This window comes from Paenibacillus sp. FSL H7-0703 (assembly GCF_038003485.1).
Lineage (GTDB): Bacteria > Bacillota > Bacilli > Paenibacillales > Paenibacillaceae > Paenibacillus > Paenibacillus polymyxa_B.
In genome coordinates this window covers 5322293-5348557 of sequence record NZ_JBBOPF010000001.1, presented here as the reverse complement: position 1 = coordinate 5348557, position 26265 = coordinate 5322293, and the positions used below count along the sequence as shown (strand labels likewise).

Genomic DNA, 26265 nt, shown 5'->3' with positions numbered 1-26265 from the left:
CTATGACTTCCCTTCAATGCTATCATTGCCATTTCCCTTTTCCCGACGCGATTCCAGCAATGTATCCAAAATAATCAGTGCTACACCGATGACAATTGCCGAATCTGCCACATTAAAAATGGGGAACGTATAGCTTCCAAAATTAAATTGTGCAAAATCAACTACTTCCCCTGAAATAGCTCGATCCAAAAAGTTACCGACTGCTCCCCCCAGCACCAAACTTAGCGCAACAGGAAGTAGCTTTTGTCCAGCCTTGACTGTTTTTCGCAGGTACCAGACGATACCAATCACCACTACAATTGTAATCACGATAAAAAGCCAACGTTGACCTTCCAAAATCCCAAAAGCGGCTCCACGATTTCGATGGGAGGTGATTAAAAAGAAATTGCCGATGACTGGTATTTGTTCGTACAATTCCATCCGCGTAGCCACCAAATATTTTACTCCCTGATCAATCAAAAAAATAATTAGCGCAATACCAAAATAAATCACAGTCCTTCGTCACTCCGATCCGCTTATATCCGTTGTTGAACCCATTTATTGTAGCATAAGCGTTCTCAGATCGTCCACGAAACCCGCAAGCTATCAAGCACAGATCATCCATAAAATGAACTCCTTCGCATTTGATTAGAATTTCCTATGTAAAAGAGGTCTTCCCGGTGCAAACTACATGAAGCATACTCGACACAACGCATGCGCATGTAAACCTAGAACAAGGAGAGGATTCCATGTCCCCATTGACGGAGCAACAATTGCAGGGCTTGCGTAACGAACTGCTGGAACGCAAAAAAGAAATTGAGCATCGTTTGCAAGACAACGACCATTACGGACTCGGCGATTCCCAACGCGACCAAACCGGCGAGCTTTCTCCTATTGATAACCACCCAGGAGATCTAGCTACCGAAACCTACGAGCGAGCCAAGGATATTTCCTTACTGGAGCACGACGAATTCCAATTAGAACGCATCGAATCAGCTCTGATGGCCATGGAAAAAGGGACGTATGGCATTTGTGCCGCCAGCGGTAAACCCATTCCCTATGAGCGCCTACTGGCTGTTCCCTATACCATTTACTGTAAAGAGTACAGTCCCGAAACAGAAGTGTCTAACCGCCGCCCAGTGGAGGAAGAATTTCTCGCTCCCTCGTTCGGCAGAACGAGTCTGGATGAGCGTGATGATCAAAACGGCTTCGACGGTGAAGATGCCTGGCAGATCGTCGAAAATTGGGGTACCTCAAACACACCAGCTATGGCCGAAAGTGGAGAAATCCACAGTTATGATGATATGGAAATTGAAGCAGGCGATGATAATATGGGCTTCGTAGAGCCATACGAAAGCTTTATTGCTACTGACATTTATGGACAAAATGTATCTGTTATTCGCAGTTCCATTTATCAGCGTTATATAGAAGATGGCGAGGGCGAAGGTCTACTGGAGCCGGATACGCACGAAGACGAATCGTGAACTTCAAAGTGGAGATCGTTGCCTAATAGGTGGTAAGCTCCAATTGTCGCTGTACGATCCGTACAATATCAGCTATATAATCACCGATAATCGGCAAATTCAACGCTCCGAGCACTTGCAGCACATAAATAATGGTAGCGGCAAAAAAAGTAAAACCTAGCGCGATGCCGATTCCCCGGGAAACGCCTGATATTAGATTTAGCCAGAGTAATCGCCAAGGCTTATTCAGCAGCAAAGCGTAATCTGCAATACGTGTCCGTTCCATCTGCTCTGACACAGCACGTATCAGCTTTTCAACACGACTTAATTGCTCTGCCTGATTACCTGTTTTGCTTTTATCCGCGGCTATGGCAGCCCCTTCTCCGTTTACCCCTCGGAGACTCCTTCCCTGTCTACGCCTTGATCGTGCCGTCATATGCACAATCCCCCTTTTCCCATGGCTGCCCTGAACGCAGCAAACGAGCCGAAGCACGTAACGGAGAAAAACCGTTTCCGATGCTTAGGCTCGTTTTTATATGCTGCCTGTTATTGTATTATGGGACAGGGGGCTTGTAATTATTCCCCAATATGAACGCCGATGGTTTTACCGTTCACTTCCACATGTTCTGCCGGTTCGGCTTGACCAAATGTCACAGTAGTAACCAATACGTTCTCACGCAACACAGAATCGAAGCTTTCGATGGCCAGACGCAGCTCATTATCTACATCCAACGTCAACGCCACATACTTTTCAATCGGCAGATCCAGTTTTTTACGATAATCCTGTACCGCACGAACCACTTCACGTACCCAGCCCTCTTGCTCCAGCTCCGGTGTAATGTCTGTGTTCAACGCTACCGTTAAGCCATAACCGGAAGCAGAAGCGAAGCCTTCTTTCGCTTTTTTCTCCACCAGCAATTCTTCAGCCGTAACTTGCAGTTCTTCACCTTCTGGAGAAGCGACGTTTAACACTCCTTTTTCTACAACAGAACGGGTATCCTCAGCAGACATTCCCTTGAAAAAGTTTTGTAGGAAACCGACATTTTTGCCGTATTTCTTGCCTGCTACTTTCAAATTCAGTTTCAGTGTAAAATCTACAAAGCCGCTATCGTCCGTCTCCACATGAATATGCTTCACGTTAATCTCATCTTTGATGATTTCCTCATAGCCACTCAGTTCAAAGTCCTGATCCATGGACAGAATCAACTCGGACAACGGTTGACGCGTTTTCAAACCCGTTTCGTTGCGGACGTTACGCGCCAATTCGACGACACGGCGTGCCGTTTCCATATCTCGTTCCAGTTCCAGATCGATCAAGGATTCATTGGCAGTCGGATAATCATCTAGATGAACACTTTCCCCGTTGCTTAGGTTGAGGTAAATATCCTCTGCAAGCAGTGGTGTAAACGGCGCAAGCAGTTTGGCAGTCGTTAACAGCACTTCGGTCAGTGTACGGTATGCATCCAGCTTATCTTCTGTAAGACCATTGCCCCAGAATCGGTCGCGTGAACGACGGATATACCAGTTGCTCAGCTCATCCACAAACGACTCAATCGCTTTGGATGAGTTCAGGAAGTCATTTACAGCCAGCGCTTTGTCCACTACCAAAATCAGGCTGTTCAGACGGGACAAAATCCAACGATCCAACTTATAAGCCGATGGTTTGAACGGATGCTGTGTCGGATCAAATCCGTCGATATCCGCATACAAGGTCAGAAAAGCATGTGTATTGACAAGCGTATCCACCAGCTTCGATTTAGCCTCACCTACAATGCCTTTGGAAAAACGTTTGCTATTCCATGGTGCACTATCTGACAGCAATGCCCAGCGGAAAGCATCTGTACCATACTCGTCAATCACTTCCCACGGATCAATAACATTACCCTTGGATTTGGACATTTTCTGCCCCTGCTCATCCAGTACATGGCCTGTCGCCATGACAGCTTTATAAGGAGCTTTGCCAGTCAGCATAGTCGAAACCGCAAGCAAGCTATAGAACCAGCCACGAGTCTGGTCAATCCCTTCACAGATCATATCTGCCGGAAATTGCTGCTCGAACGTTTCATTATTTTCAAAAGGATAATGATGCTGCGCAAACGGCATGGAGCCACTATCGAACCATACGTCGATTACTTCCGGTGTACGAGTCATTTCGTATTTACCGCATTGACTACGAACCTTAATATCATCTACATATGGTTTGTGCAGCTCGATGTCCGCTGGTACATCGCCGATCGCACGTTCCCTCAATTCAGCAATACTATGTGGAGCGAACTGTTCTCCAGTTTCTCCACAAACCCAGATGTTTAGCGGTGTACCCCAATAGCGATCACGACTGATGTTCCAATCCACCAGTTCCTCCAAAAACTTGCCAAAACGTCCTTCACGTATATGCCCCGGGTACCATTCGACTTCGCTGTTGTTGGCAATCAATTGATCCTTGATCGCAGTTGTTTTGATAAACCAGCTGTCCATAGCATAGTACAATAATGGAGTATCGCAGCGCCAGCAGAACGGATAGCTATGCTCGTATTTTTCCTTGCTGTACAGCAAACCTTTTTCGGACAGCATTTTAACAATATCCACATCACAGTCTTTCACAAAACGGCCTGCAAAATCAGTGATTTCCTCTACATAGTTACCTTGGAGATCCACTACGTTGATGAATTCAACACCATTTTCACGGCATACCCGGTAATCATCCTCACCATGCGCCGGAGCCATATGAACGATACCTGTACCGCTGGAGTCTGTTACGAACTTCGCACCCAGAATCTGATTACCCTTCTCAACCTGAAAATACGTAAATGGCGGGATATACGTTTGGCCAACCAGTTCTGAACCGGATAGCGTGCCAATCACTTCATGATCGCCTTTAATTACATCCTCAACCAGATTTTTAGCAACGATGTATACACCGTCTTCCTGCTTCACACGTGCATATTCCAGTTCAGGGTTGACGGCGAGCGCCACGTGACTCGGCAAGGTCCAAGGCGTTGTCGTCCAAGCCAGTACATATTCACCACTGCTATGCAGCTTGAATTTAGCCGTGGCGCTCAGATCCTTCACATCTTTGTAGCCCTGCGCTACTTCATGAGAACTTAGCGTCGTTTGACAATCCGGGCAATATGGACTCACACGATGACCACGATACAGCAGATCTTTTTCATGAATCGTCGCCAAAATGTTCCATACGCTCTCGATATAGTTATTATCCAATGTAATGTACGGGTTATCGAGGTCTGTCCAGTATCCGATCGCTTCGGTTAAATCACGCCATTGTTGCTCATACTCAAACACGCTCGCCTTACATTTTTTAATAAACTTTTCAACGCCGTATTCTTCAATTTCAGGTTTGTGGGAGATTCCCAGCTGCTTTTGTACACCCAATTCTACCGGCAAGCCATGCGTGTCCCAGCCTGCCTTACGTACGACGCGGTATCCCTTCATTGTCTGATAGCGACCGACGAAATCCTTAATTACACGGCCCAGCACGTGACCAATATGCGGTTTACCGTTAGCTGTTGGTGGGCCTTCATAAAACACAAAATTTGGCTTTCCTTCACGATTTGTGATGGATTTACGGAATGTGTCCTCCTGCTTCCATTTGCTCAGGATGCGTAGGTCACGAGACCGTGCTTTTTCTTTAACATCCACTCTGTTCATACCGTCATACTCCCTCTCTACTCATCATTGATTTCTCTAGCATTTCCTAAAAAAAGCAACAAAAAAAGCCCCATCCCTGTAAAGGGACGAGACTGTGCTCGCGTTACCACCCTGATTCCGTAAAAACAGACCATTAAAAATACAGTCTCATCACGGCTCTCTGAGCCCCACTCAACTACAGCAGGGCGCCATTATAACGCATGGCAAACGGTGATTGCTTACACACGCCATAAATCTTAAGCGCTTCAGCTCACTTCTCCGGGAGGATCTTCGGTCATGTTCTGAACGTTGGCTTGCACCGGAAGGCCAACTCTCTGAGGGACAAATCATGACGTACTCGTTCCCATCAACGAATTAAACATGTTAAATTCATCGAAATCAGCAACATCGTTGCCTTGAATAACAATCATCAGCCTACAGACGGATAATCATTGAATTCAGTATAGTATTTACAGTTATAGCCTGTTTAAAGATAAAAGTCAACCCTAACAAAGCCTAATAAAAGCTTGTCAGAAATGAAATTAGTAAATTTCTTTCATCTCACGCTCGCGCTCCAGTACTTCGCGTTCCCGGTTTTCAAGTGCTTCCCAGCCGTCTTGGCTTAACAAGTCAAGCTGTGCTTCCACCAGTGTACGAAACCGTGCTCGGTAAATCGATGCCTGCTTCTTCAGTTCTTCAACCTCCAACGCGATCTTGCGGGATTTGGACAATGCTTCGTTCACAATACGGTCCGCATTTTTTTCCGCTTCCTTCACGATCAGTTGGGATTCTTTCTTGGCGTTGTTACGAACTTCATCTGCGGCTTCCTGCGCTACGATAATCGTCTTACTCAGCGTATCCTCAATCGTCGCGAAATGATCGAGCTTCTCCTGTACGTTTAACAACTCGGTGCTCAGTTCTTTATTTTCACGAATAACGCCCTCGTAATCTTTGATCACCTGATCCAAAAATTCATTAACCTGATCCTCATCATAACCGCGAAGCCGGCGGGCAAATTCCTTGTTATGTATATCCAATGGCGTTAATGGCATGCCGTCCACCTCCTATAAGATTGACAAAAAATACATTTTCCGCGTCACGACGCTCACTATCATCTATCGGTCATCATACCCCGTTTTGTGAATACTGTACAGAGCAAAATCGTTCCAGTTCTTCGCTATAGCTTAATTCTTTCGACAGAAAGCTCGTGATTCCTGCCTACTGCTATACAAACTTACCAATTTTGACACGGCATCTTCCCTTTTTTGTCATCCCGTCTGTTTCAAGCACTTTGAAACGCCCAAAACCCTGCATGGAAATAACGTCCCCCGCTTTAAGTGGAGTAGATGGATTCTCCTCCACCTTCCAATTTACCCGGCACCGTCCCGCCCGAATCGGTGTTAATATTTTACTGCGGCTTAGCTTGTACACATCGCTGGCAATACCGTCCAAGCGCAAAGAAGCGACCGTCAGATCTAGCGCCTCTAATGCAACTTCCTTCGTTCGCAGACTCGCTACAGGCAATAGTTCTGTCCATACATGAACACGATGTACCTGCTGCAAATGCATCGTCATAAAATCACCGATCTCTGAAGCTACCAATACATGGCACCCATCATCCAGTACATGAATGTCCCCGATTTTCCCACGTTTGATTCCAAGTCCCAGTAGGGCACCTAGATAATCACCGTGCTCAAGGGTACCTATTTTATGATCGTCAGATGTGATGGAAAGGACCTGAATCCCCATCTCCTCACCGTCCAAATACGAATAATCGGGCGCAATCAGCGCCCGCTTTCGTTCCGAAGCCATGTATCCGCCATCTACCCTAATCGTGACCTTGTCTTCCTTCGAAGCAAGTGTCTCCAATATGTACTGTTGGCGCGGGTCCAAAAAATCAGTCAGCTTCTGCTCATGATAAGCTCCCGCATGACTGATCCATTCGGAAGCGCGATCCACATAGTCCCGTTCATCCGGGTGAAAATGCTCATAAATCTCAGTTCGCATAACTCCTCCTAGACGAAATTACCAATTAAAGAAATCAAACCGTACGACGCAAAACGCAGAGCAATCAGCGCAACGATGGGCGAAATATCAATCATCCCGAAGATTGGCGGTATAAACCTGCGAAAAGGAGACAAATAGGGCTCCACAAACTTGGCAAGTAAATCACCAATTACACTCTCTCTGGCATTAGGAAGCCAAGATAGCAGAACATATGCAATGATCATGTACGAATAAATCTGAAATAGCCAGTAAATTACCTCGATCAAGAAAAGTTCACCTCATTCTGTTAAGTTCTTGTTCAGTGTCAGCCAGTATTTCTGTAATAGAGCCTTGAATCTCAACCGTATCTGGTGTACACAGAAAAATATTATTCCCGACCTTGGAAATACCACCACCCAGTGCATACACAGTACCACTCAAAAAATCAATAATGCGCAGCGCCTGATCCTTGCGAATTCGTTGCAAATTAACTACGACGGTGCGATGGGAACGGATATGGTCGGCAATTTCCTGTGCTTCATCATAAGAACGCGGCTCATACAGGACAACTTTCACATTTTTCTGTGAATGGATGCTGACAACATTAGTGCCCTTCTGGTTCTTACGTTTATCAAAGCTTGGGGTTTCAATTTCTTGATCTTCCGGCGTATTCATAACCTCTCGCTCTATAACTTCCTCTTCTTCCTGAAGCCCCAGAAAGTTCATGAACTTATTCATTACGCCCAATGGAAATCCTCCTCTCGTCCGACCAGTACGGAACCAAGCCGCAGCCAGGTCGCTCCCTCTTCAACTGCCACTTCAAAATCATTGGACATCCCCATTGACAAGTGAACGATGGGTTCTCTGGTCAAGGCTTGTCCATTTAACGTATCCCGTAATTCACGCAATCCCCGAAACACAGGCCGAGTTTTTTCCGGGTCTTCTTCATGAGGAGCCATCGTCATCAAGCCAATCACGTCCACATGCTCCAACTCGCGAATTTGTTCCAAGAAGGGGGCAACCGCCTCAGAGGACAAGCCATATTTGGACATTTCTCCAGAAATATTGACTTGCACAAAAGCTTTAACTCGCAATCCCAGAGCGGCTGCTTTCTTGTCCAATTCCTGAGCGAGCGATAAGCGGTCAAGCGAATGTATAAATTTAAATTTTCCAATCACATCTTTAACCTTATTCGTTTGGAGATGACCAATAAAATGCCACGTTCCCCGGTCACCCAACTTGCTCCATTTATCCGCAGCATCCTGCCAGCGATTTTCGCCCACATGCTCCAAGTTGCTATCCAATACTGATGTCATTGTCGCTGCCGAAACATATTTCGTGACAGCGATCACATTAACTTCATCACGCGAACGCCCGCTACGGGCACATGCCGCTTCTACACGGGCATTCACTTCTTTAATTCGTTCCTCCAAAGACACGGGAGGACTCACCTCTCTTCCAGACCAATCCAACTCGCCATTCTTCCTGTGACGCCGCCTTCTTTGCGATATGAAAAAAACAAATCGCTACGGCTACTCGTGCATAAGGTAGTACATTCGATATGGCTCGGCAATATTCCTGCTTTCATCATAATGTGTCGATTGCATTGTTTCAAGTCAAGTAGTGTTTTTCCGTCGGTTAAGGGGAAGTAAACAGAACCTTCCCATTTATCATTACCCGGGCAATCATGCTCCAAAACCTGAATTTGGCTCATCACGTACTCATCCACCTCATAGGATTCAGAACCAATAGAAGGACCGATAGCTGCTAGTATATCAGACGGCTGAGATCCATATTCGTTCTGCATGGTCTGTACCATTTTCAATGCAATTTCCGCAACGGTTCCCTTCCAGCCTGCATGCGCCAACCCAATCACACGGCGCACTGGATCACAAAAATATAATGGTACACAGTCTGCATAAAAGGACGTCAGCAAAATGCCAGGTACATTCGTCAAAAGTCCATCTGTGTCCTGAAAAGCGGATGCACGATCCATAAAGCCCCGCCCGCGATCAGCAGCCTTGACTACAGCAACATGATGACCATGAACCTGCTCACCACACGTCCATGCTTCAGCAGCAAAACCAAGCTGCTCAGCAATGAGCTGCCGATTACGAATGACTTTCTCGGGGTCATCCCCTACATGAAACGCACAGTTCAGACTAGCGTAGGGCACCTCACTGACACCGCCATGACGACCTGTAAAACCAGCTGTTAATCCCTGAACCTGTCGCTCCCAAGATTGAATATATAACAACTCCGGTACGGGACGCCCGCCATCTTGCATTGGCTTTGCCCCCGTAACCTCGGTATTCACTACAAATGGTTCCATTCATTCTCACCTCTACTGCCCAGTGTACCAAAAAGCCGCCGCCGTGTCTTCACAACACACTAAAATACGTAGATCTGCAAGTTCAGAAGCCCCTTCGGTCACTCCGCTCTTGACGTTCGATATACAACTTTTCTTCCCCTTCACCCGGCGGCCCTTGCAATCCTTCCAGTCGTACAAGCACAACATCCGAACCAATTTTCACAATGTTGCGCCACGGAATGACCAACTCGCTTCCGCCTCCAAACCAGCCCATAAAACGACTGCTGCCTGGAACCACAATAGCTTCAATTTTCCCCTGCCGCACGTCAATCTCCAAATCACTGATTTGTCCGAGGCGTCGTCCATCTACAATGTTAATGACATCCTTGGTTTGAAACTCGGAAATTTTCATTGCTCTTACTGACGTTTCCGGTGCACTCACACGCATCACATCCTTTATTTCACTATATGAGCGGAAGAGCCCAAAAAATGTCCTGTAAACGCAAAAACGATCCGAGTAGGATCGCTTTTATCGCTGGATCATTCAAGCATTCATTTCATTAGGACTTTACATGTTTTTGCATTTGCTGTATAGCCGACTTCTCTAATCTTGAAACCTGGGCTTGAGAGATACCGATTTCGTCGGCAACCTCCATTTGCGTCTTTCCTTCATAAAAACGCATAGACAATATCATCTTTTCACGCTGGCCCAGGCGATGCATCGCTTCCCGCAGAGCGATTTCCTCAATCCATGAGACGTCTTTATTTCTGTCATCACTGATCTGATCCATCACATAGATTGGGTCGCCCCCGTCGTGATATATCGGCTCGAACAGCGAAACCGGATCCTGAATCGCATCCAACGCGAACACAACGTCTTCTTTAGGCACATTCAGTGCCTCTGAAATTTCAAAAATCGTTGGTTCTCGCGAGTTCAGATTCGTCAGACTGTCCCGCACCTGAAGCGCCTTATATGCAATATCCCGTAACGAACGAGACACACGGATCGGATTGTTATCCCGCAAATAACGGCGGATCTCTCCGATAATCATCGGCACCGCATAAGTGGAGAACTTTACGTTTTGCGAAAGGTCAAAATTATCAATCGCCTTCATTAGGCCGATACATCCTACCTGAAACAAATCGTCCACAAACTCTCCCCGATTGTTAAATCGTTGAATCACACTCAGGACGAGCCGGAGATTGCCGTTGACCAATTTTTCTCTGGCTGATCGTTCATTATTTTGCTGAAGTGATGTGAACAACTCGCGCATTTCTGCATTGGTTAATACCGGCAGTTTGGCGGTATCCACACCGCAAATTTCCACTTTGTTTCGGGTCATCGTGTCTTACCTCCCAAGGAGCAACATTAATGTACATTATCTCCTGAGGGCATTTTTTTATTCGCCGTTTCCATCGCTTCCGGATATACCCATGCATTATACCATTTTGTTAAATTCTTTTCGTAAGCGCTTTATAATTCGCTTTTCCAGACGCGAAATATACGATTGCGAGATACCCAACAGGTCAGCAACATCCTTCTGTGTCTTCTCCTCTCCGTCTTGTAAGCCGAAGCGCAGCTCCATAATCAAACGCTCTCGATCCGTCAATTTATCCAGTGCCTTATGCAATAATTTACGGTCCACCTGCTCCTCAATATTACGGTAAATGGTATCATTTTCCGTTCCCATCACATCAGAAAGCAACAACTCGTTACCATCCCAGTCAATATTGAGAGGCTCATCAAAAGAAACTTCCGTTCTCGTTTTACTATTGCGACGCAAATACATCAGAATCTCATTCTCAATGCATCGAGAGGCGTATGTGGCAAGTTTGATTTTCTTCTCTGGATCAAAAGTGTTAACCGCTTTGATTAGTCCAATAGCACCGATGGATACGAGATCCTCAATGTTGATGCCCGTATTCTCAAATTTACGGGCAATATATACGACTAACCGCAAATTTCTTTCGATTAGCATCGACCGTACTGCCGCATCTCCAGAAGAAAGTTTTCCCAGCAAATATTCTTCTTCGTCTCTCGTCAGCGGTGGGGGGAGCGCCTCGCTGCCGCCAATATAATAAATTTCTTCACTTTTCAGCCCAAATAAAAATAAAATACGATAATATTGCAATTGCAATGCTAACCTAATTCTCATCTTCAATTTCATCTGTTCCCGCATATCATTCTCCCCCTTTTAAAAATAGTGCTATTCCAGCTGTGCTCCGTCCATTTCACCATTGGATATTTCTCGTCGCCTTCAAACATCATTTTGTGTTTATGCTCCGTCATCCTGATTCTGTAAAATGCTCACCAATATGTGCATCTTGTTTCTGGTTGGTATCAGCACTGCCCTCTTCTTGTGCCGTCACATCCGGGTGGATGATGGCGCGATACTTACCCTCTGCCGACAATGTCCCCCCGTCCAAGCCAATCAACACTCGATGATGTACAAAATGAACCCCATTCATCACCACCTCTACCCGGTCTGGTTTAAGGGCGAGCATAAAGGAATGATTGCGGTTAATTCCACGATACGGGACGAGACGAACACGATCCTGCCAGCTAAACGGTTCGTCCCCCAGTTCCATCACCAGTTGGTCAGCATTACCCTCAGAACATTTTCGGAGCCAAGAGGCAGGCAAATGCGATTCCCACAAGGCCGCCTCCATGACCATCACCGGGGTTCGGGTCAAAGGATCATAGAGCTGATTACCTGTATCCAACAAGCCTGTACACTCAATATGATCCTGCCCAATCCATACCTGCACTTGTCCCAAAAACCCACTCATCCTTTCTGTGCGCTGCTTTGAGGACTGCACAATACGAAAGAAAAGCATCACTCCGCCAAATGCGCATAAAATAAACCAGAATGCGATTTTGAGTTCAAAGGACATTCCACCCGAAGCGGTGTACCAGATGCCGTTAAACAATTCCCCCGTATTTTGGAGAAAATAATGCATCCCCAAAATGCCACCTGCAGCTACAAAATTGATCATGTAAAAAGCACCCATTGTACGAAGATACTTTTGCATGCTGCCAAATCCAAAAGCCACCAGCAGCATTATGACCGATAATGCCAGTTTGATCAGGAACGTAAATAAAAAGGACAGTTCCGGCACAAACATCATGACCACATACATTGCGCCGATTCCAGCCGAAGTCATCAACCTCCACCACACTAGACGGATTTTTCTCATCCAAGCGGTGACCATCAGCAACACAGCATCAATGAACAAATTGGCCAAAAAAATCAAATCGATATAAACAACCAAGGCTTCACCCGCCCAGCGTTTGCAGGATAGGATTAAGTATAGTAGTCATGCTGTTCAAAGTCTGTCTAACGGTGGGGACGGTGACCGACTAATTTTGTCGGAAAGAGGAGAAGCGCCTGAACTGCAGGATACGGAAAACAGAAAGAAGCCCGCATCTCCAGGGAGAATGCGGGCAATCCGAATTGAAACTAGTTATCGTTATTATTATTGCGCGAACGGTTACGTAAGAATGTAGGAATGTCTAATTGGTCACTGCTTTGAGTGTTACCAAATGGACGCAAGTTAGGAGAGCCTTTTTCCGCCGATTCGGAAGTAGCCGGGTTGGTTGCCGGTTTACGTCCCGGTGCCGGTTGACTTGGCTTGCCTTCAAAGCCAGTGGCAATGACGGTAACCTTGATCTCTTCTTTCAACTCTTCGTCAATGATAGCACCGAAAATCATGTTTACTTCCGGATCGGAAGCCGATGTTACAATTTCAGCTGCCTCATTAACCTCATACAAGGACAGGTTGTTGCCGCCAGTGATGTTCATAATCACACCACGAGCACCTTCAATGGATGTCTCCAACAACGGGCTCATGATAGCCTTGCGTGCTGCTTCAGCCGCACGATTTTCACCAGTTGCTTCGCCAATCCCCATCAAAGCGGAGCCACGCTCCGTCATGATCGTCTTAACGTCAGCAAAGTCGAGGTTGATTAGACCCGGTACAGCGATCAAATCTGAAATACCTTGAACCGCCTGACGCAGAACATTGTCCGCTTCACGGAATGCTTCCAACATTGGGGTTTTCTTGTCCACAATTTCAAGCAAACGGTCATTCGGGATTACAATCAAAGTGTCTACTTTTTCTTTTAATCCTTCAATACCAAGTTCAGCTTGATTGGAACGCTTACGCCCTTCAAACGTGAAGGGTCGGGTTACCACGCCTACAGTCAGCGCGCCGCATTCCTTGGCAATTTCAGCAATGACAGGAGCCGCTCCGGTTCCAGTACCGCCACCCATTCCCGCCGTTACGAATACCATATCCGCACCTTTGAGCGTATTCATAATGAGCTCACGCGACTCTTCAGCCGCTTTTTTACCCACATCGGGGTTAGCGCCGGCACCCAGACCGCGGGTCAGCTTATCCCCAATTTGAAGCTTATGCTCAGACTTTGCTAAATGAAGTGCCTGGGCATCTGTATTGACTGTAATGAACTCCACACCCTGAACACCATTCTCGATCATTCGGTTAACCGCATTGCTGCCGCCGCCTCCGACGCCGATCACTTTAATTTGAGCCAAGCTCTCCATTTCAAAATCAAATTCCAACATACTATTCCATCTCCCCCTCAATGTGCATGGATGGCCCGTCCATGATTGGCATAATTAGCAATGAACGTTATATAAATTCACTGAACATATTTTTTAAGCGTTCAATCAACCCCTGCTTTTGCTCGCCTTCCGCAGCGGGACTACTGCTTTTGGTTCGGTTAGTCGGCTTCTTGGTACTTCCGCCACTGTTGCTAACGCTAGTCGATCTTCCGCGATAGTAACGAATAGCATTATGCAAGATTCCAACTCCGCTCGTGTAGCCCGGATCCCTTACACCGATAAAATCAGGTACGGCGATCCTTACGGAAGCGGCCAGTTCGCTTTGTGCCACCTGAAGTACACCAGGCATGGAGACGGTGCCTCCGGTAAGTATATAACCTCCCGGAAGCTCTGTGTAACCCAAGCGCTTAACTTCCGCCTGAATGAGTTGAAAAATTTCCTGCACTCTCGGCTCAATAATAGCAGCCAAATCCTGCTGGTTGAATTCCTTATCCACATTACTGCCGATACGCGTCACTTTAAAGACGACATCGGCTGCCGCATCATCATACCATGCGCAGCCGTATTTAAGCTTTACTTTTTCGGCTTGATCGGTAAGGGTTCTCAGTCCGTAGGCAATATCATTGGTTACAAATTCTCCACCAATCGGAAGTGTTGATGTGGCAACAATCGTTCCTTCCTGGAAAATGGCAACATTCGTAGATCCTGCACCAATATCCACTAGCACTGAACCCATCACCTTTTCATCCTTCGAAAGAGACAATTGTCCGGCTCCAAGAGGCAGCAAGACCAGATCTTTAATCCTCAAGCCGGCTTTCTCAACGCAGCGCAACAGATTATGTATCGGGGTCTTGCCTCCAGTAACAATCGTAGCCTCTACTTCGAGACGAACTCCAATCATACCGCGAGGGTCCTGAATGCCTTCAAGGCCATCCACGACATACTGCTTGGCTACCACGTCAATAATTTCTCTCTCCGGTGGTACGGCAATAACCTCAGCTGCCTTCAGTACACGCTCAATGTCCTCCTCACCGATTTCACGGTCCTCGTTGGACACGGCTACTACGCCATGACTATTTTGCAGGCCAATATGATTGCCTGAAATCCCCACATACACTTCTGTTATTTGAATACCAACCATGCGTTCTGCGTGATCCACGGCGTTACGGATTGATTGCACGGTTTGATCAATGTCTACAATTGCACCTTTGCGAATCCCTTCCGAGTCGGCAGATCCAACTCCAATAATATTAAAGGTTCCATTATTCATTTCCCCAATAATAGCCCGAACTTTGGATGTACCGATGTCCAAACTAACAATGATGTCATTGTTGCTCAAGTCTGTGGCACCTCCTGACTCCAAAATGAATTTCGTTCTTTAAACACACTCTGTACATATTCAACATACTCCATGCTTTCCCTCTTTTTTCTACAAATTTTTTAGAAGCCAATTTATGGTTGCAGTCACATAAAAATTTGAAGAAAAAAGAAGGAGGCAAGTCTATTACCCATAAAATCAATTCTAGCATTTTTTCACATCACTGAGTAGTATCTTTTTCTTGACCCTCTTCACTCGTATCCGGTTTGAACGGAACGTAGGAATCCGCCTCCAACATGGTGATCAAACCTGGATCTTCTGTTTCTAGCACCTGGTTCAAATAGCTGATTTTAGAATTCAGTAGAGAAACAGTTGTAATAACCTCAAACTGGGAACGTGTGTACATTTTGATGCGATCCGGAAAAGAAGGAATCGGTGCGGGAATGATTTCCGAAATATCGGCTGTCCATTCCCCCGGAATGCGCGATAAAGCATCACACAGCTTCGCTTTGTACGGATCATCAGATTTCCATTTGGTCAAAATAGGCTTCTCAACAGCTATTCCGCTACTCCCCACGCTCACGCTTGTCCCATTCGCTAGAATAGCACGAAGGCTCCCATCACTCTGCAACTCGTAAGCGACCGTAGCAAACTCTTTAATGTGAATAGCAATGATACCCGGAAACTGCTTGTCCACTGTGACTTGCTGTATCGATTGAATTTCCCGCAGCTTCTCAGAGATGTCGGATGAACTGACTCCGAAATACTGGTCTCCAACAGCCAGACCGCTTCGATTAAGAAGCTGATCTCGGGTCGAAAATACATTACCATCAAAACGAATTTCAGAAACCCGACTCAACGAAGAACGGAAAAAGAGAACAGCGAGCAGTACGATAAACAACAAAATGAGAAGAATAGCAATCTTCCGGCTTGTTCTTTTTTTCGTTCTGTTCTTTTTAAGAACAGGTATTTGAGCATTTGGCATAGCTTCTCTCCACAAAAGCCTTTTGTCCCCCCGTTAACGGAGGGACATTACAGGCATTAATTTACGAAATCCAGGTGCTCCGGCACCGGAGACTGACGGCTCATTCGGGCACCCAGTCCCTGGAAAAGACGTTCGATCCGGTCATACCCTCTGTCAATATGATGAACCTGCTCGACAATAGTACGTCCTTGAGCCGCTAGACCCGCTATGACCAGCGCTGCCCCTGCCCGCAGATCGGTAGCCTCTACCGTAGCCCCGTACAGACGAGAAACTCCTCTTATAAAAGCAGCATTTGCATCAACCGTAATATCAGCACCCATTACATTTAGTTCATCCACATGTTTGAATCGGCTTTCGAAGACGGTCTCTTTCATGACACTGAATCCGTCCGCCAAAGAAAGCAAAACCATGACCTGTGATTGCAAATCCGTCGGAAAAGACGGGTAAGGGGAGGTAACGATCCTCTCCACTGCTTTGGGACGACTCATACAACTTACGGTCATTATATCATTCAAGATGCCGATTTGAACACCAGCCCGCCTGAGGACGTGAATCAGAGCAGACAAGTGGGATGGATTGCAGTGGGTCAGCGACACACTTCCTCGTGTAGCTGCAGCTGCAATCATAACCGTTCCAGCTACTATGCGGTCAGGAATGACCTCATACGTACACGGATTGAGGCGACTGACCCCCGTGATTGTAATCGTGTCGGTTCCAGCACCAATAATGCGGGCTCCCATGGCATTCAAGAAGTTTTGTAGATCCTGAATCTCCGGTTCCCTCGCTGCATTGGTGATCGTTGTTCGTCCTTCAGCCAACGCAGCGGCCATCATAATATTTTCCGTTGCACCTACACTCGGGAAATCCATGTGGATGTCCGAGCCGATTAGCTTGTGGGCTCGAAACGTAATTTGCTCGTCTTTTTCCTCTATCTCTGCGCCAAGAGCTTTTAAGCCCTCTAGGTGAAGATCAATTTTGCGCTCGCCTATGGCGCAGCCTCCGGGCTGGTAAATGGAAACCTCTCCATATCTGGCGAGCAGCGGTCCCATCAGAAAGATAGATGAGCGCATTTGCTTCATCAAATCTTCCGGAATTTGGAACGTTCGGACGGACGACGTATCCACGTATACCGTTTCCTCTTCATGTCGGCATGTACAGCCGAGTCTTTCAAGGATGTGCAGCATGACCTTAATGTCTAAAAGATGGGGCACATTCCGAATTTCTACCTTACCTTGTGCAAGTAAGCTCGCTGCAAGAATAGGTAGTGCCGCATTTTTTGCCCCATGGATACGTATGGTGCCTGACAGGGGACGGCCTCCCTCAATCACCAATTTGTCCAATGTATCACCTCCGAGTTTACCGCTCACCCACTACGAAAACCTCCGGAACTAGCTTGATGCCGGTTTGAGATGATATTGTACTTTGAATATGCTTCATTAGGGTAAGCACGTCCTCTGCTGTCGCTTGACCGGTATTTACAATGAAATTGGCATGCTGTACAGATACCTCAGCGCCTCCCGCCTTCAAGCCCTTGAGACCTGCGCTCTCAATAAGACGAGCAGCATAGTCACCTGGAGGATTACGGAACACGCTTCCTGCACAAGCTAACTGTAGCGGCTGGGTCAGCCGACGGCGGTCTTTAAAAGCCGCAAGCGCTGATGAAATTTCCTCCCGATCGCCCCGCTTCATCCGAAACACTGCCTCTGTCACCATTCCACGTTGCTCATGCAACACGGAGTGACGATAGCTGAAATGCATATTGTCAGCATCGTACACAGCCAATTCCCCTGTATCCAGTACAATCTCAGCGGACTGGAATATTTGTGACACATCAGACCCATGGGCACCGGCGTTCATGTAGACAGCCCCACCGACTGATCCTGGGATACCACCAGCAAATTCAAGACCGGACAGGCCCTGTTTGCTGGCCATAACGCACAGTTTGACCAGTGAGACGCCTCCTCCAGCAACGATCTGTTCATCCTCAAAATGAACATAATCAAATCCTGGCCCCAGCTTGATCACAAGTCCCCGTATCCCTTTGTCAGAGACGAGCATGTTGGAGCCCCGCCCCAACTGCATCCAGGGAATTCTGTGCTCGCTAGCCAGCTTCAAAACTCTTGCCAGCTGCTCTTTGGTATCCGGGATGACAAGTGCATCCGCAGGGCCTCCAATCTTCCATGTCGTATATTTGGACAGCGGCTCATGCTCCAGCACTTTTCCGATATCATGCTCCGCTAATAATGGCATCCATTGCTGCATTGTACTGAAACCTCCTTGTTGCTTGCCCGCATGGTTATAAGGCTCTCACCTGACAACCGGCAGCCTGAGTGATGGTCACAATCTATAGGGTATCCTATGTAAATACCATCCGGTGTGTGACAACCGCCCAATTCTGCGCTGCAGACTACCTTTTATGGGCAAGACGTTCCATTTCTTTTACTAAAATATCTGCTGAGTCAGGCTTGCCGAGCGCAGACGCCGACTCTGCCATGCGACTTCTCCGTGCCTCATCCTTCATAATTCCCGCTATAGATTGAAACAGGGCCGGGCCACTCAGTTCCTTTTCTACAATCATGACGGATGCGCCTGCCTTTTCAAGTGTACGAGCATTAGCCTCCTGATGGTTATTCGTCACATTAGGTGATGGGATCAGAATGGACGGAATGCCCAAAGATGTGATCTCTGCCAAGAAGGACGCACCTGCGCGATTAACAATTAATGAGGTACAAGCCAGCACCTCTGGCATATTGTGAATATAGGGAAGCACATGTAGATGATTGGGCAATGAGCCGATCTGATTCCGTATGCTATCCAGCGTTTGCTCATAATAAGATTCACCGGTTACATATACAAAATGGACGTCTTTCAGTTGCGAAAGTTGCGGAGCCATTGCAATCATGGCGTCATTAATGGCCTTCGCTCCCCTGCTGCCACCGACCACAAGGACGACCGAACTGTTCATCGGAACCCCAATTGAAGCAAATCCCCGATCCCGGTTAGCCAAACGAACTGTTGTAGCACGCGGGTTCCCAGTGTACAGTACATTTTTAGCTTTGGGGAAAGCTCCTTCTGAGCCTTCAAAGCTAACAGCCACTGTATCCACATAGCGACTCAGAAATGTATTAGTCAACCCTGGAATTGCATTTTGCTCATGAATAATGCTGGGAATTCCCAACTTGGAAGCTGCATAAACGACGGGGCCGCATACATATCCCCCAGTGCCAATAACGACATCTGGCTTAAATTTCTTTAATAATGCTTTGGATCTGCGAACCCCTTTGAAAAAGCGCATGATCGTTTTTATATTTTCCACAGACAAGCTGCGGCGAAATCCTGTGATATCAATAGCCTCAAATGGAATTTTTTCCTGAGGAACCAACTTGCTTTCGAGTCCTCGTTGACCGCCAATATATAAAAATTCAGCGTCCGGATCAATCTCTTCGCACTGTCTGGCTACGGCCAGCGCCGGATAAATATGCCCTCCGGTGCCGCCGCCGCTCAACACGACGCGCATAAACGTTCACCTCGCATAACGTGATAAATTTAGTAAAATGCCCAGAGCTGTTAGCATTAAGGTCAGAGAAGAACCTCCATAGCTGATTAAGGGCAGTGTTATTCCTGTCACCGGCATTAAACCGATAACGACACCAATATTAATGACGACCTGTACGGCGACCATTGCGACAATACCCACCGCAAGCAAACTGCCATAGGTATCCGGAATAGTTATAGCGACACGCATTCCTCTCCATACGAGAACCAAAAAGAGCCCCAGCACCGTCATTCCACCGATAAAGCCAAGCTCCTCCGCCAAAATGGAAAAAATAAAATCAGTTTGCGGCTCAGGAACGTAGCTATATTTTTGTCGACTCATGCCGAGTCCCAAGCCCGCCAGCCCGCCAGGACCAATCGCATATAGCGATTGAATAATTTGATAGCCTGCGCCAAGCGGATCGGACCAAGGGTCCAGAAAAGCGGTGATGCGCTGGAGTCGATAAGGCGCAGCTGCAATCAGTGCAGCGAACCCTGCTGCTCCCGACAGAGCCAGCAGACCGAGATGCTTCATACGCGCGCCTGCCGTAAATACGATGAGCATGGACGCTCCCATCATTACCGTGCCTGTGCCCAAATCGGGCTGGAGCATAATAAGCCCAAAAGCCAGTCCCATGAGTCCAAGCGGGGGCAACAGGCCGCGCGTAAAAGAGCTAATATCATAGTCAGGACGACTGAGCCAACGAGCGAGAAAAAGAATCATACCCAGCTTCATAAACTCGGAAGGCTGAATGCCGAAAGAGCTAATACCGAGCCAGCTTCGTGCACCGCCTCTTACTACACCAATGCCGGGAATTAATACGGCAACCAGCAGCGCTAGACAGATCAACAACACGACCTTGGCATATTTCTGCCAGATCCGGTAGTCCGTTCTGGCAGTAAAGTACATCGCTACAAGGCCGAGCCCTGCAAACAGCAATTGCCGCTTTACAAAATAGTAGGAGTCCCCGTACTCGTGAAAAGCGAGGACGGCGCCCGCACTGTATACCATAACCATGCCGATGGCTAATAAGCTTACAATACAAACGAAAAGCCATAGATCCGGCGCTGGACGAGATTGCTTCATCAGGAGGCCACCCCTTGCATAAAAGTAGGGGCTTATCCAACCCCCCTACTTACAATTTATGCGCCGCCTCTTTAAAAATACGTCCACGCTCTTCATAGGATCGGAACATATCCCAGCTTGCACAGGCGGGTGAGAGTAATACTACATCTCCCGTCTCAGCAAATTCAGCAGCCTTGTTCACAGCCTCCACGAGCGTAGCGGCGGCATCCTCCCCATTATCGACGACCTTGACATGCTCTATTCCAGCCTGATGGGCCCGCTCAGCCAGCTTATGCCGTGTCTCACCCAAGAGCACAACGGCTTTCACACCTTCCTGCAAGGAAGGTACGAGCTCTGTATAATCAGAGCCGCGATCCAATCCTCCGGCAATGAGTACAATCGGTTGCTTAAAGGAAGATAAGGCCATCATTGTTGCTTTCGAATTGGTTGCTTTGGAGTTATTGTAATAAGCTACACCAGCGTGTTCTAAAACATATTCAAGCCGATGTTCGACGCCGCGAAAAATACTTAATGGTTCTGCCAAATTCGCTGGTTCTGCGCCTGCAGCAATGGCGATTGCGCAAGCAGCAAGAGCATTTTCTACGTTAAAACGACCGGGAAGTCCAATCTCAGCTACGCCTATAATGGGATGCAGCACACCATTTCCATCGCGGTATACGATGCTACGTTCAATATCGTCCGTCACATCCGGTATGTATGGCGGGTCAGCGAACAACCCTTCCTGCAAACGTTCTGTCATAGAGAACGGAAGCAGCTTCGCTTTTATATAGGGTACGAGCTCCCGGCAGACGGGGTCATCCCAGTTCACCACCGCAGTATCCGCTGCCGTTTGATTGGCAAATAGACGCGCCTTGGATGCAACGTAATCCTCCATGCCTCCGTGGTAGTCCAAATGGGTCTCAGCTACATTGAGCAGGCAGGCCACAGTGGGCTTGAAATCTTTTGTTCCTTTCAACTGAAAGCTGCTCAGCTCCACAACCATCCACTCGTCCGACTTGGCATCCACAGCCGCCTCACATACGGGCGTACCGATATTACCAGCCACGATTGGATTCATGCCGGATGCTTCCAACAGCTTGCCTACCCAAGTGGTCGTGGTCGTCTTTCCGTTGGAGCCAGTAATTCCGATGATCGGAGCTTTACATAGATGGTAGGCGACCTCAACCTCGGTCACGACCTCAATGCCGAGCTCGACAGCTTTCTGTACGGGAGGGGCCGTATAAGGAATCCCTGGATTTTTGACAACCAGCTTCACTCCAGGATGAATTAGCCCTTCTGGGTGACCCCCGCATAAAACGGAAATTCCCAAAGCCTCTAATTCAGAAGCTTCGGGACATTGTTCCCTATCTTTTTTATCATTAACTGTCAGCTTGGCTCCGGCCTGGTGCAGCACCTTGGCAACTTGCACGCCGCTTTTAGCAAGACCGATAATGACGACTTCCTGATCTCTGTATGCGTCTGGATGGTTCATTTGTCTACAACCCCTTGTTGAGATAAAGTCCGAGTCCTGCCAACAGCAGTCCTACAGCCCAGAATGTAATGACTACGCGCCATTCGGACCAGCCGGACAGCTCGAAATGATGATGAATCGGGCTCATTTTGAAAATACGCTTGCCACGTGTTTTAAAGGAAGCTACTTGCAAGACTACGGACAGCATTTCAATTACGAATACACCACCGATAATGAGGAACAAAATTTCGCTTTTCGTAACGATGGCAATGGCACCTATGGCGCCGCCGATTCCCAGCGAGCCTGTGTCACCCATAAACACCTTGGCAGGATGAGCATTATATACAAGAAATCCGAGTACAGCGCCAATCATAGCCGCTGAGCATACTGCTGCCGGAAGCGAGGTTGCCTGAATCGCGACAATGGCATAAGCAGCAAAGGCAATGGCACTTGTACCGGACAGCAGCCCGTCCAGCCCATCCGTGAAATTGACAGCATTGCTAATCGCCAGCATCATGATAATGATGAACGGATAATAAAACCAGCCGCCCCAATCAAATGACCATGACGTTCCAGGGATGCCGATCGCAGTACTATGATCATTGCTAAGCAGAAGCCAGCACATGATCGCGCCAAACAATAATTGCCCAAACAGCTTTTGACGCGCCGTCAGACCTAACGAGCGTTTGAATACAATCTTGATATAGTCGTCCAAAAAGCCGATCAGCCCAAAACCCAGCGTAGCAACCAGCAGAACGTAAAAGTCCGTATTTTTGATAGCTGAAAACTTAAGAAAGGTCAGCGTAAAAGCCACCAGAATCACGATACCGCCCATTGTAGGCGTACCTATTTTTTTAAGATGGCTTTGTGGCCCGTCATCCCGGACCTGCTGGCCGAATTTCATTCGCCGCAGCAGCGGAATGAGCAGTGGAGCGGCAATGACCGCCAATATAAACGATACGACGATCGTCAGCAGTAATAATTGAATATCCATGGGAGTCTCCCTCTCGTCAACATCAGTTCTGTAGCGGACCGTTTTTCAGCGCATCCACAATTTCTTCTAGTCGCATCCCTCTGGATGCCTTAACCAGCACAATATCATTGGCGTGGAGATGAACCAGCAAATACTGGATCAGCTCTTGCTTATCTGTATAAGCGTGAACGTTAGCAATTGGCATCAACTCTTGCGCACCCTGCGCAATCGAAGTGCCTAACGCACCGTAGGTAAACAGTACTTCTACGTCGTGCTTTGCCGCGAAAATTCCAATTTCCTCATGGAATTGCTTTTCCTCAGGTCCCAACTCCAGCATGTCACCAAGCACGGCGATTTTACGTCCGTCCGTTTTATACGCAGACAACGTCTGAATTGCAGCCTTCATTGAAGCCGGACTGGCATTATAAGCGTCGTTTAGCACGGTAAGTCCATTAGGACAGTTCACGACCTCAATGCGCATGCCCGTCAGCTTTAAAGACGACAACCCTTTACGTATATGGTCTACATCGACATTGAAATGACGCGCTACCGCCAGTGCTGCCAAACCATTTACAACATTGTGCTGTCCAAGCAAGGGAAGCCGGAAAGCCTCTTTGCCAGATTGGGCTGTTATAAATAAGCTGCCTTCTCCATCGGAAGTGATTTCAGTTGGATAGTCATCGTTGCCTGCAACTAGCCCGAACGTAAACAATTTTAAACCTTCAGGCTTGACCGTTTCAGACTCCGCCAACACTTGTGAAAGCAGTGGTTCATCCCCGTTGTAGATCAGCAAACCACCAGCCTTAAGGCCACTTGTGATCTCCAACTTTGCACGAGCGATTTCCGCACGAGAACCAAGCTGCAGCAAGTGCGATTCGCCTATGTTCGTTATGATAGCTACATCTGGTTGGGCAATATTAGCCAGCAGACGAATCTCTCCACGTCCACTCATGCCCATCTCCAGAATGAGAATATCTGTATCCTGCGGCATGGACAGTACCGTTAAAGGCAAACCGATATGATTGTTATAATTCCCTTCGGTTTTGTGTACTTTAAAAGTCGTGCCCAGCAGAGCGTTTACGATGTCTTTCGTTGTCGTCTTGCCGTTGCTTCCCGTGATTCCAACGACAGAAACGCCGGTTTCGCGTAAGTACGCAGCTGCTAGATGCTGAAGGGCTTCTAACGTATCCTCTACCTCAATAGCGTTCTCAGCCGGAGGTGCTCCATGATCCTTTTGCCATAAAAATGCAGCTGCACCTGCCTCGCTTACGATCTGCTGCACATAATTATGCCCATCAAACCGTTCGCCCACGAGTGGAACAAACAACCCTTGGCTCTGCGGCCTGCGAGAATCTGTAAAAACGCCTTCGACCATCTGTTCGGTGTCCGCTTCTCCGTGAAGTATTCCTCCACACATAGATGCAATCTGACCGATTGTTCTTTTCATCACTTGGATAAACCCCTTATCGCTTCTTTGGCTACGATGCGGTCATCGAATTCATGCACCGTTTTTCCGATCAATTGGTAAGTCTCATGACCTTTTCCCGCAATCAATACTACATCGTCAGGGCTTGCCATTTCAACAGCTTTATGAATTGCAGTTCTGCGATCCACGATCAATTCGTATCGTTCTGCGGGTACACCTTCGTCGATCAGCCCTTGTTCGATGTCTTTCAAAATCACTTTCGGGTCCTCTGTTCGCGGATTGTCGGAAGTAATAAACGAGTGATCGCTGTAACGCGCAGCAATTTTCCCCATCAATGGGCGTTTCGTACGATCTCGGTCGCCGCCGCATCCAAATACACACCATACTTTACCGACCGCAAATTCCTTTACGGTGCGAAGGACATTTTCCAATCCGTCCGGTGTATGGGCATAATCTACAATAACAGCAAAGGGCTGACCCGCATCTACAGGCTCTACCCGCCCATCTACGCCTGCGATAGACTCTAGACTGCGCTTGATATCCACCAGCGAGATTCCTTCCAGCAAAGCAGCGGTAATGGCCGCCAGTGCGTTGTACACATTGAACTTGCCAACCATTCGAAGCTCAATATCGGTATCTCCTTTAAAAGTAGACACATGGAAGGAGGTTCCCTTGGAACCTATAGTGATACGAGATGCCTGCACATCAGACTCCTTTTCCACGCCGTATGTAATCACTTGGGCCGCAGTTTGAGTCTGCAAATAGGAAGAAGCCGGATCGTCTGCATTCAGAACAGCATATTTGCTATCTGATGCATCCCGCGAGAAAGCATTTCCCAACCTAGAGAACAAAAGTCCTTTTGCAGCACGGTACTCCTCCATTGTGTTGTGGTAGTCCAGGTGGTCCTGCGTCAGGTTTGTAAATATAGCGGTGCGAAAATCAGTTCCTTTGACGCGGCCCTGCTCCAACGCATGTGAGGATACTTCCATGACACAGCATTGAACCCCCTGCTCTGCCATATTTCCGAGATAACGTTGCAGTTCCACCGCTTCGGGCGTAGTACCAGACATTGGGTAAGACTGACCTCCGTAACGCATTTGAATCGTACCAATCAGTCCGGTGTTCACCCCGGCATCCTTCATGATCTTTTCAATCAGATAAGTTATCGTTGTTTTACCGTTGGTTCCGGTTATGCCGATCATGCGCATACGTCGGCTCGGTGAATCAAACATATAATCCGCCAAAACCGCCATGGCATGTCGTGCATCCTTAACTACAAGCTGTGGAACAGGTGCATCCAGTTCCCGTTCAACGACCAAAGCTGCCGCCCCGGACGCAATTGCCTGCTCAGCATAGTCATGTCCGTCCACTGTAAAACCTGGCAAACATAGAAATAAATCTCCCTGTTGCACTCGACGTGAATCCGCCCCGATTCCTCGGCAATCCACTGTACCGTCACCCACCACACGGGAGACGGCCAGCAGTGAAGCCAATTGTTGAAGCTGCATCTTTCATTCCTCCA

The 26265-nt window shown here is 47.6% G+C and carries 25 protein-coding genes and 1 other annotated feature; of the genes, 1 reads left to right on the top strand and 24 read right to left on the bottom strand.

Features of this window, described 5'->3' with window-relative positions; all coding sequences use genetic code 11:
* On the bottom strand, nucleotides 1–492 hold the full coding sequence (gene lspA, locus MHB46_RS24070; RefSeq protein ID WP_023989430.1) for a signal peptidase II: 492 nt from the start codon (nucleotides 490–492) through the stop codon (nucleotides 1–3).
* A 236-nt stretch (nucleotides 493–728) separates the two neighbouring features.
* On the opposite strand from lspA, the gene MHB46_RS24065 reads away from it, so the two are divergent.
* Entirely contained in the window at nucleotides 729–1463 is a 735-nt protein-coding gene (locus MHB46_RS24065; RefSeq protein WP_043882260.1) for a TraR/DksA C4-type zinc finger protein, read from the top strand.
* Between the two features lie 22 nt (nucleotides 1464–1485).
* Here the strand turns inward: MHB46_RS24065 and MHB46_RS24060 are convergent, their stop codons facing one another.
* The 23 genes from MHB46_RS24060 to MHB46_RS23950 form a co-directional block, all read right to left on the bottom strand.
* Nucleotides 1486–1878 carry a DUF5665 domain-containing protein gene (locus tag MHB46_RS24060; RefSeq protein WP_250268823.1) on the bottom strand — a complete coding sequence of 131 codons (393 nt, stop codon included), beginning with the start codon at nucleotides 1876–1878 and terminating at the stop codon, nucleotides 1486–1488.
* A gap of 140 nt (nucleotides 1879–2018) precedes the next feature.
* Nucleotides 2019–5108, bottom strand: a complete 3090-nt coding sequence (gene ileS / locus MHB46_RS24055) for an isoleucine--tRNA ligase (RefSeq protein WP_341163635.1) — start codon at nucleotides 5106–5108, stop codon at nucleotides 2019–2021.
* 79 nt (nucleotides 5109–5187) lie between these two features.
* Nucleotides 5188–5467 (bottom strand) — a binding site (T-box leader).
* Nucleotides 5468–5629: 162 nt separating this feature from the next.
* Nucleotides 5630–6139 (bottom strand): DivIVA domain-containing protein, encoded by a 510-nt coding sequence (locus tag MHB46_RS24050; RefSeq protein WP_023989434.1) that lies wholly within the window; start codon nucleotides 6137–6139, stop codon nucleotides 5630–5632.
* Between the two features lie 172 nt (nucleotides 6140–6311).
* Complete coding sequence (locus MHB46_RS24045; RefSeq protein WP_341163634.1) at nucleotides 6312–7094, bottom strand: YlmH family RNA-binding protein; 783 nt, start codon at nucleotides 7092–7094, stop codon at nucleotides 6312–6314.
* A gap of 8 nt (nucleotides 7095–7102) precedes the next feature.
* Nucleotides 7103–7360: a YggT family protein gene (locus MHB46_RS24040; protein ID WP_023989436.1), complete on the bottom strand. Its 258-nt coding sequence runs from the start codon at nucleotides 7358–7360 to the stop codon at nucleotides 7103–7105.
* Nucleotides 7361–7367: 7 nt separating this feature from the next.
* Nucleotides 7368–7820 (bottom strand): cell division protein SepF, encoded by a 453-nt coding sequence (locus tag MHB46_RS24035; protein WP_013311078.1) that lies wholly within the window; start codon nucleotides 7818–7820, stop codon nucleotides 7368–7370.
* Nucleotides 7811–8512 carry a YggS family pyridoxal phosphate-dependent enzyme gene (locus MHB46_RS24030; RefSeq protein ID WP_061828505.1) on the bottom strand — a complete coding sequence of 234 codons (702 nt, stop codon included), beginning with the start codon at nucleotides 8510–8512 and terminating at the stop codon, nucleotides 7811–7813. The genes MHB46_RS24035 and MHB46_RS24030 overlap by 10 nt, the downstream gene beginning before the upstream one ends.
* A gap of 8 nt (nucleotides 8513–8520) precedes the next feature.
* On the bottom strand, nucleotides 8521–9405 hold the full coding sequence (pgeF, locus tag MHB46_RS24025) for a peptidoglycan editing factor PgeF (protein WP_341163633.1): 885 nt from the start codon (nucleotides 9403–9405) through the stop codon (nucleotides 8521–8523).
* An 82-nt stretch (nucleotides 9406–9487) separates the two neighbouring features.
* A complete protein-coding gene (locus tag MHB46_RS24020) occupies nucleotides 9488–9826 on the bottom strand; it encodes a YlmC/YmxH family sporulation protein (protein WP_445667601.1) in 339 nt (112 codons plus the stop codon).
* Nucleotides 9827–9944: 118 nt separating this feature from the next.
* The gene (gene sigG, locus MHB46_RS24015; RefSeq protein ID WP_007431182.1) at nucleotides 9945–10727 is read right to left on the bottom strand and encodes an RNA polymerase sporulation sigma factor SigG; all 783 of its coding nucleotides are present in this window, start codon (nucleotides 10725–10727) and stop codon (nucleotides 9945–9947) included.
* A gap of 96 nt (nucleotides 10728–10823) precedes the next feature.
* Nucleotides 10824–11564, bottom strand: a complete 741-nt coding sequence (gene sigE, locus MHB46_RS24010; RefSeq protein ID WP_254350270.1) for an RNA polymerase sporulation sigma factor SigE — start codon at nucleotides 11562–11564, stop codon at nucleotides 10824–10826.
* Nucleotides 11565–11670: 106 nt separating this feature from the next.
* On the bottom strand, nucleotides 11671–12657 hold the full coding sequence (spoIIGA, locus tag MHB46_RS24005; RefSeq protein ID WP_341163631.1) for a sigma-E processing peptidase SpoIIGA: 987 nt from the start codon (nucleotides 12655–12657) through the stop codon (nucleotides 11671–11673).
* 188 nt (nucleotides 12658–12845) lie between these two features.
* Nucleotides 12846–13970, bottom strand: a complete 1125-nt coding sequence (gene ftsZ / locus MHB46_RS24000; RefSeq protein WP_341163630.1) for a cell division protein FtsZ — start codon at nucleotides 13968–13970, stop codon at nucleotides 12846–12848.
* Nucleotides 13971–14037: 67 nt separating this feature from the next.
* Complete coding sequence (ftsA, locus tag MHB46_RS23995) at nucleotides 14038–15309, bottom strand: cell division protein FtsA (protein ID WP_013311085.1); 1272 nt, start codon at nucleotides 15307–15309, stop codon at nucleotides 14038–14040.
* Between the two features lie 199 nt (nucleotides 15310–15508).
* The gene (locus tag MHB46_RS23990; protein ID WP_061828510.1) at nucleotides 15509–16273 is read right to left on the bottom strand and encodes a cell division protein FtsQ/DivIB; all 765 of its coding nucleotides are present in this window, start codon (nucleotides 16271–16273) and stop codon (nucleotides 15509–15511) included.
* Nucleotides 16274–16329: 56 nt separating this feature from the next.
* Nucleotides 16330–17640, bottom strand: coding sequence for a UDP-N-acetylglucosamine 1-carboxyvinyltransferase (gene murA, locus MHB46_RS23985; RefSeq protein WP_172828261.1), 1311 nt, complete (start codon nucleotides 17638–17640; stop codon nucleotides 16330–16332).
* Complete coding sequence (gene murB, locus MHB46_RS23980) at nucleotides 17630–18535, bottom strand: UDP-N-acetylmuramate dehydrogenase (RefSeq protein WP_341163629.1); 906 nt, start codon at nucleotides 18533–18535, stop codon at nucleotides 17630–17632. The genes murA and murB overlap by 11 nt, the downstream gene beginning before the upstream one ends.
* Before the next feature lie 145 nt (nucleotides 18536–18680).
* Nucleotides 18681–19790 carry an undecaprenyldiphospho-muramoylpentapeptide beta-N-acetylglucosaminyltransferase gene (gene murG, locus MHB46_RS23975; protein ID WP_341163628.1) on the bottom strand — a complete coding sequence of 370 codons (1110 nt, stop codon included), beginning with the start codon at nucleotides 19788–19790 and terminating at the stop codon, nucleotides 18681–18683.
* Between the two features lie 6 nt (nucleotides 19791–19796).
* Nucleotides 19797–20894: a stage V sporulation protein E gene (spoVE, locus tag MHB46_RS23970; protein ID WP_061828513.1), complete on the bottom strand. Its 1098-nt coding sequence runs from the start codon at nucleotides 20892–20894 to the stop codon at nucleotides 19797–19799.
* Between the two features lie 49 nt (nucleotides 20895–20943).
* Complete coding sequence (gene murD / locus MHB46_RS23965; RefSeq protein WP_341163627.1) at nucleotides 20944–22365, bottom strand: UDP-N-acetylmuramoyl-L-alanine--D-glutamate ligase; 1422 nt, start codon at nucleotides 22363–22365, stop codon at nucleotides 20944–20946.
* Nucleotides 22366–22369: 4 nt separating this feature from the next.
* Nucleotides 22370–23338: a phospho-N-acetylmuramoyl-pentapeptide-transferase gene (gene mraY, locus MHB46_RS23960; RefSeq protein ID WP_013311092.1), complete on the bottom strand. Its 969-nt coding sequence runs from the start codon at nucleotides 23336–23338 to the stop codon at nucleotides 22370–22372.
* A 22-nt stretch (nucleotides 23339–23360) separates the two neighbouring features.
* Nucleotides 23361–24764, bottom strand: coding sequence for a UDP-N-acetylmuramoyl-tripeptide--D-alanyl-D-alanine ligase (locus MHB46_RS23955; protein ID WP_341163789.1), 1404 nt, complete (start codon nucleotides 24762–24764; stop codon nucleotides 23361–23363).
* Nucleotides 24764–26251 carry a UDP-N-acetylmuramoyl-L-alanyl-D-glutamate--2,6-diaminopimelate ligase gene (locus MHB46_RS23950; protein WP_341163626.1) on the bottom strand — a complete coding sequence of 496 codons (1488 nt, stop codon included), beginning with the start codon at nucleotides 26249–26251 and terminating at the stop codon, nucleotides 24764–24766. Before MHB46_RS23950 ends, MHB46_RS23955 begins: the two co-directional genes overlap by 1 nt.
* Nucleotides 26252–26265 lie beyond the last annotated feature (14 nt).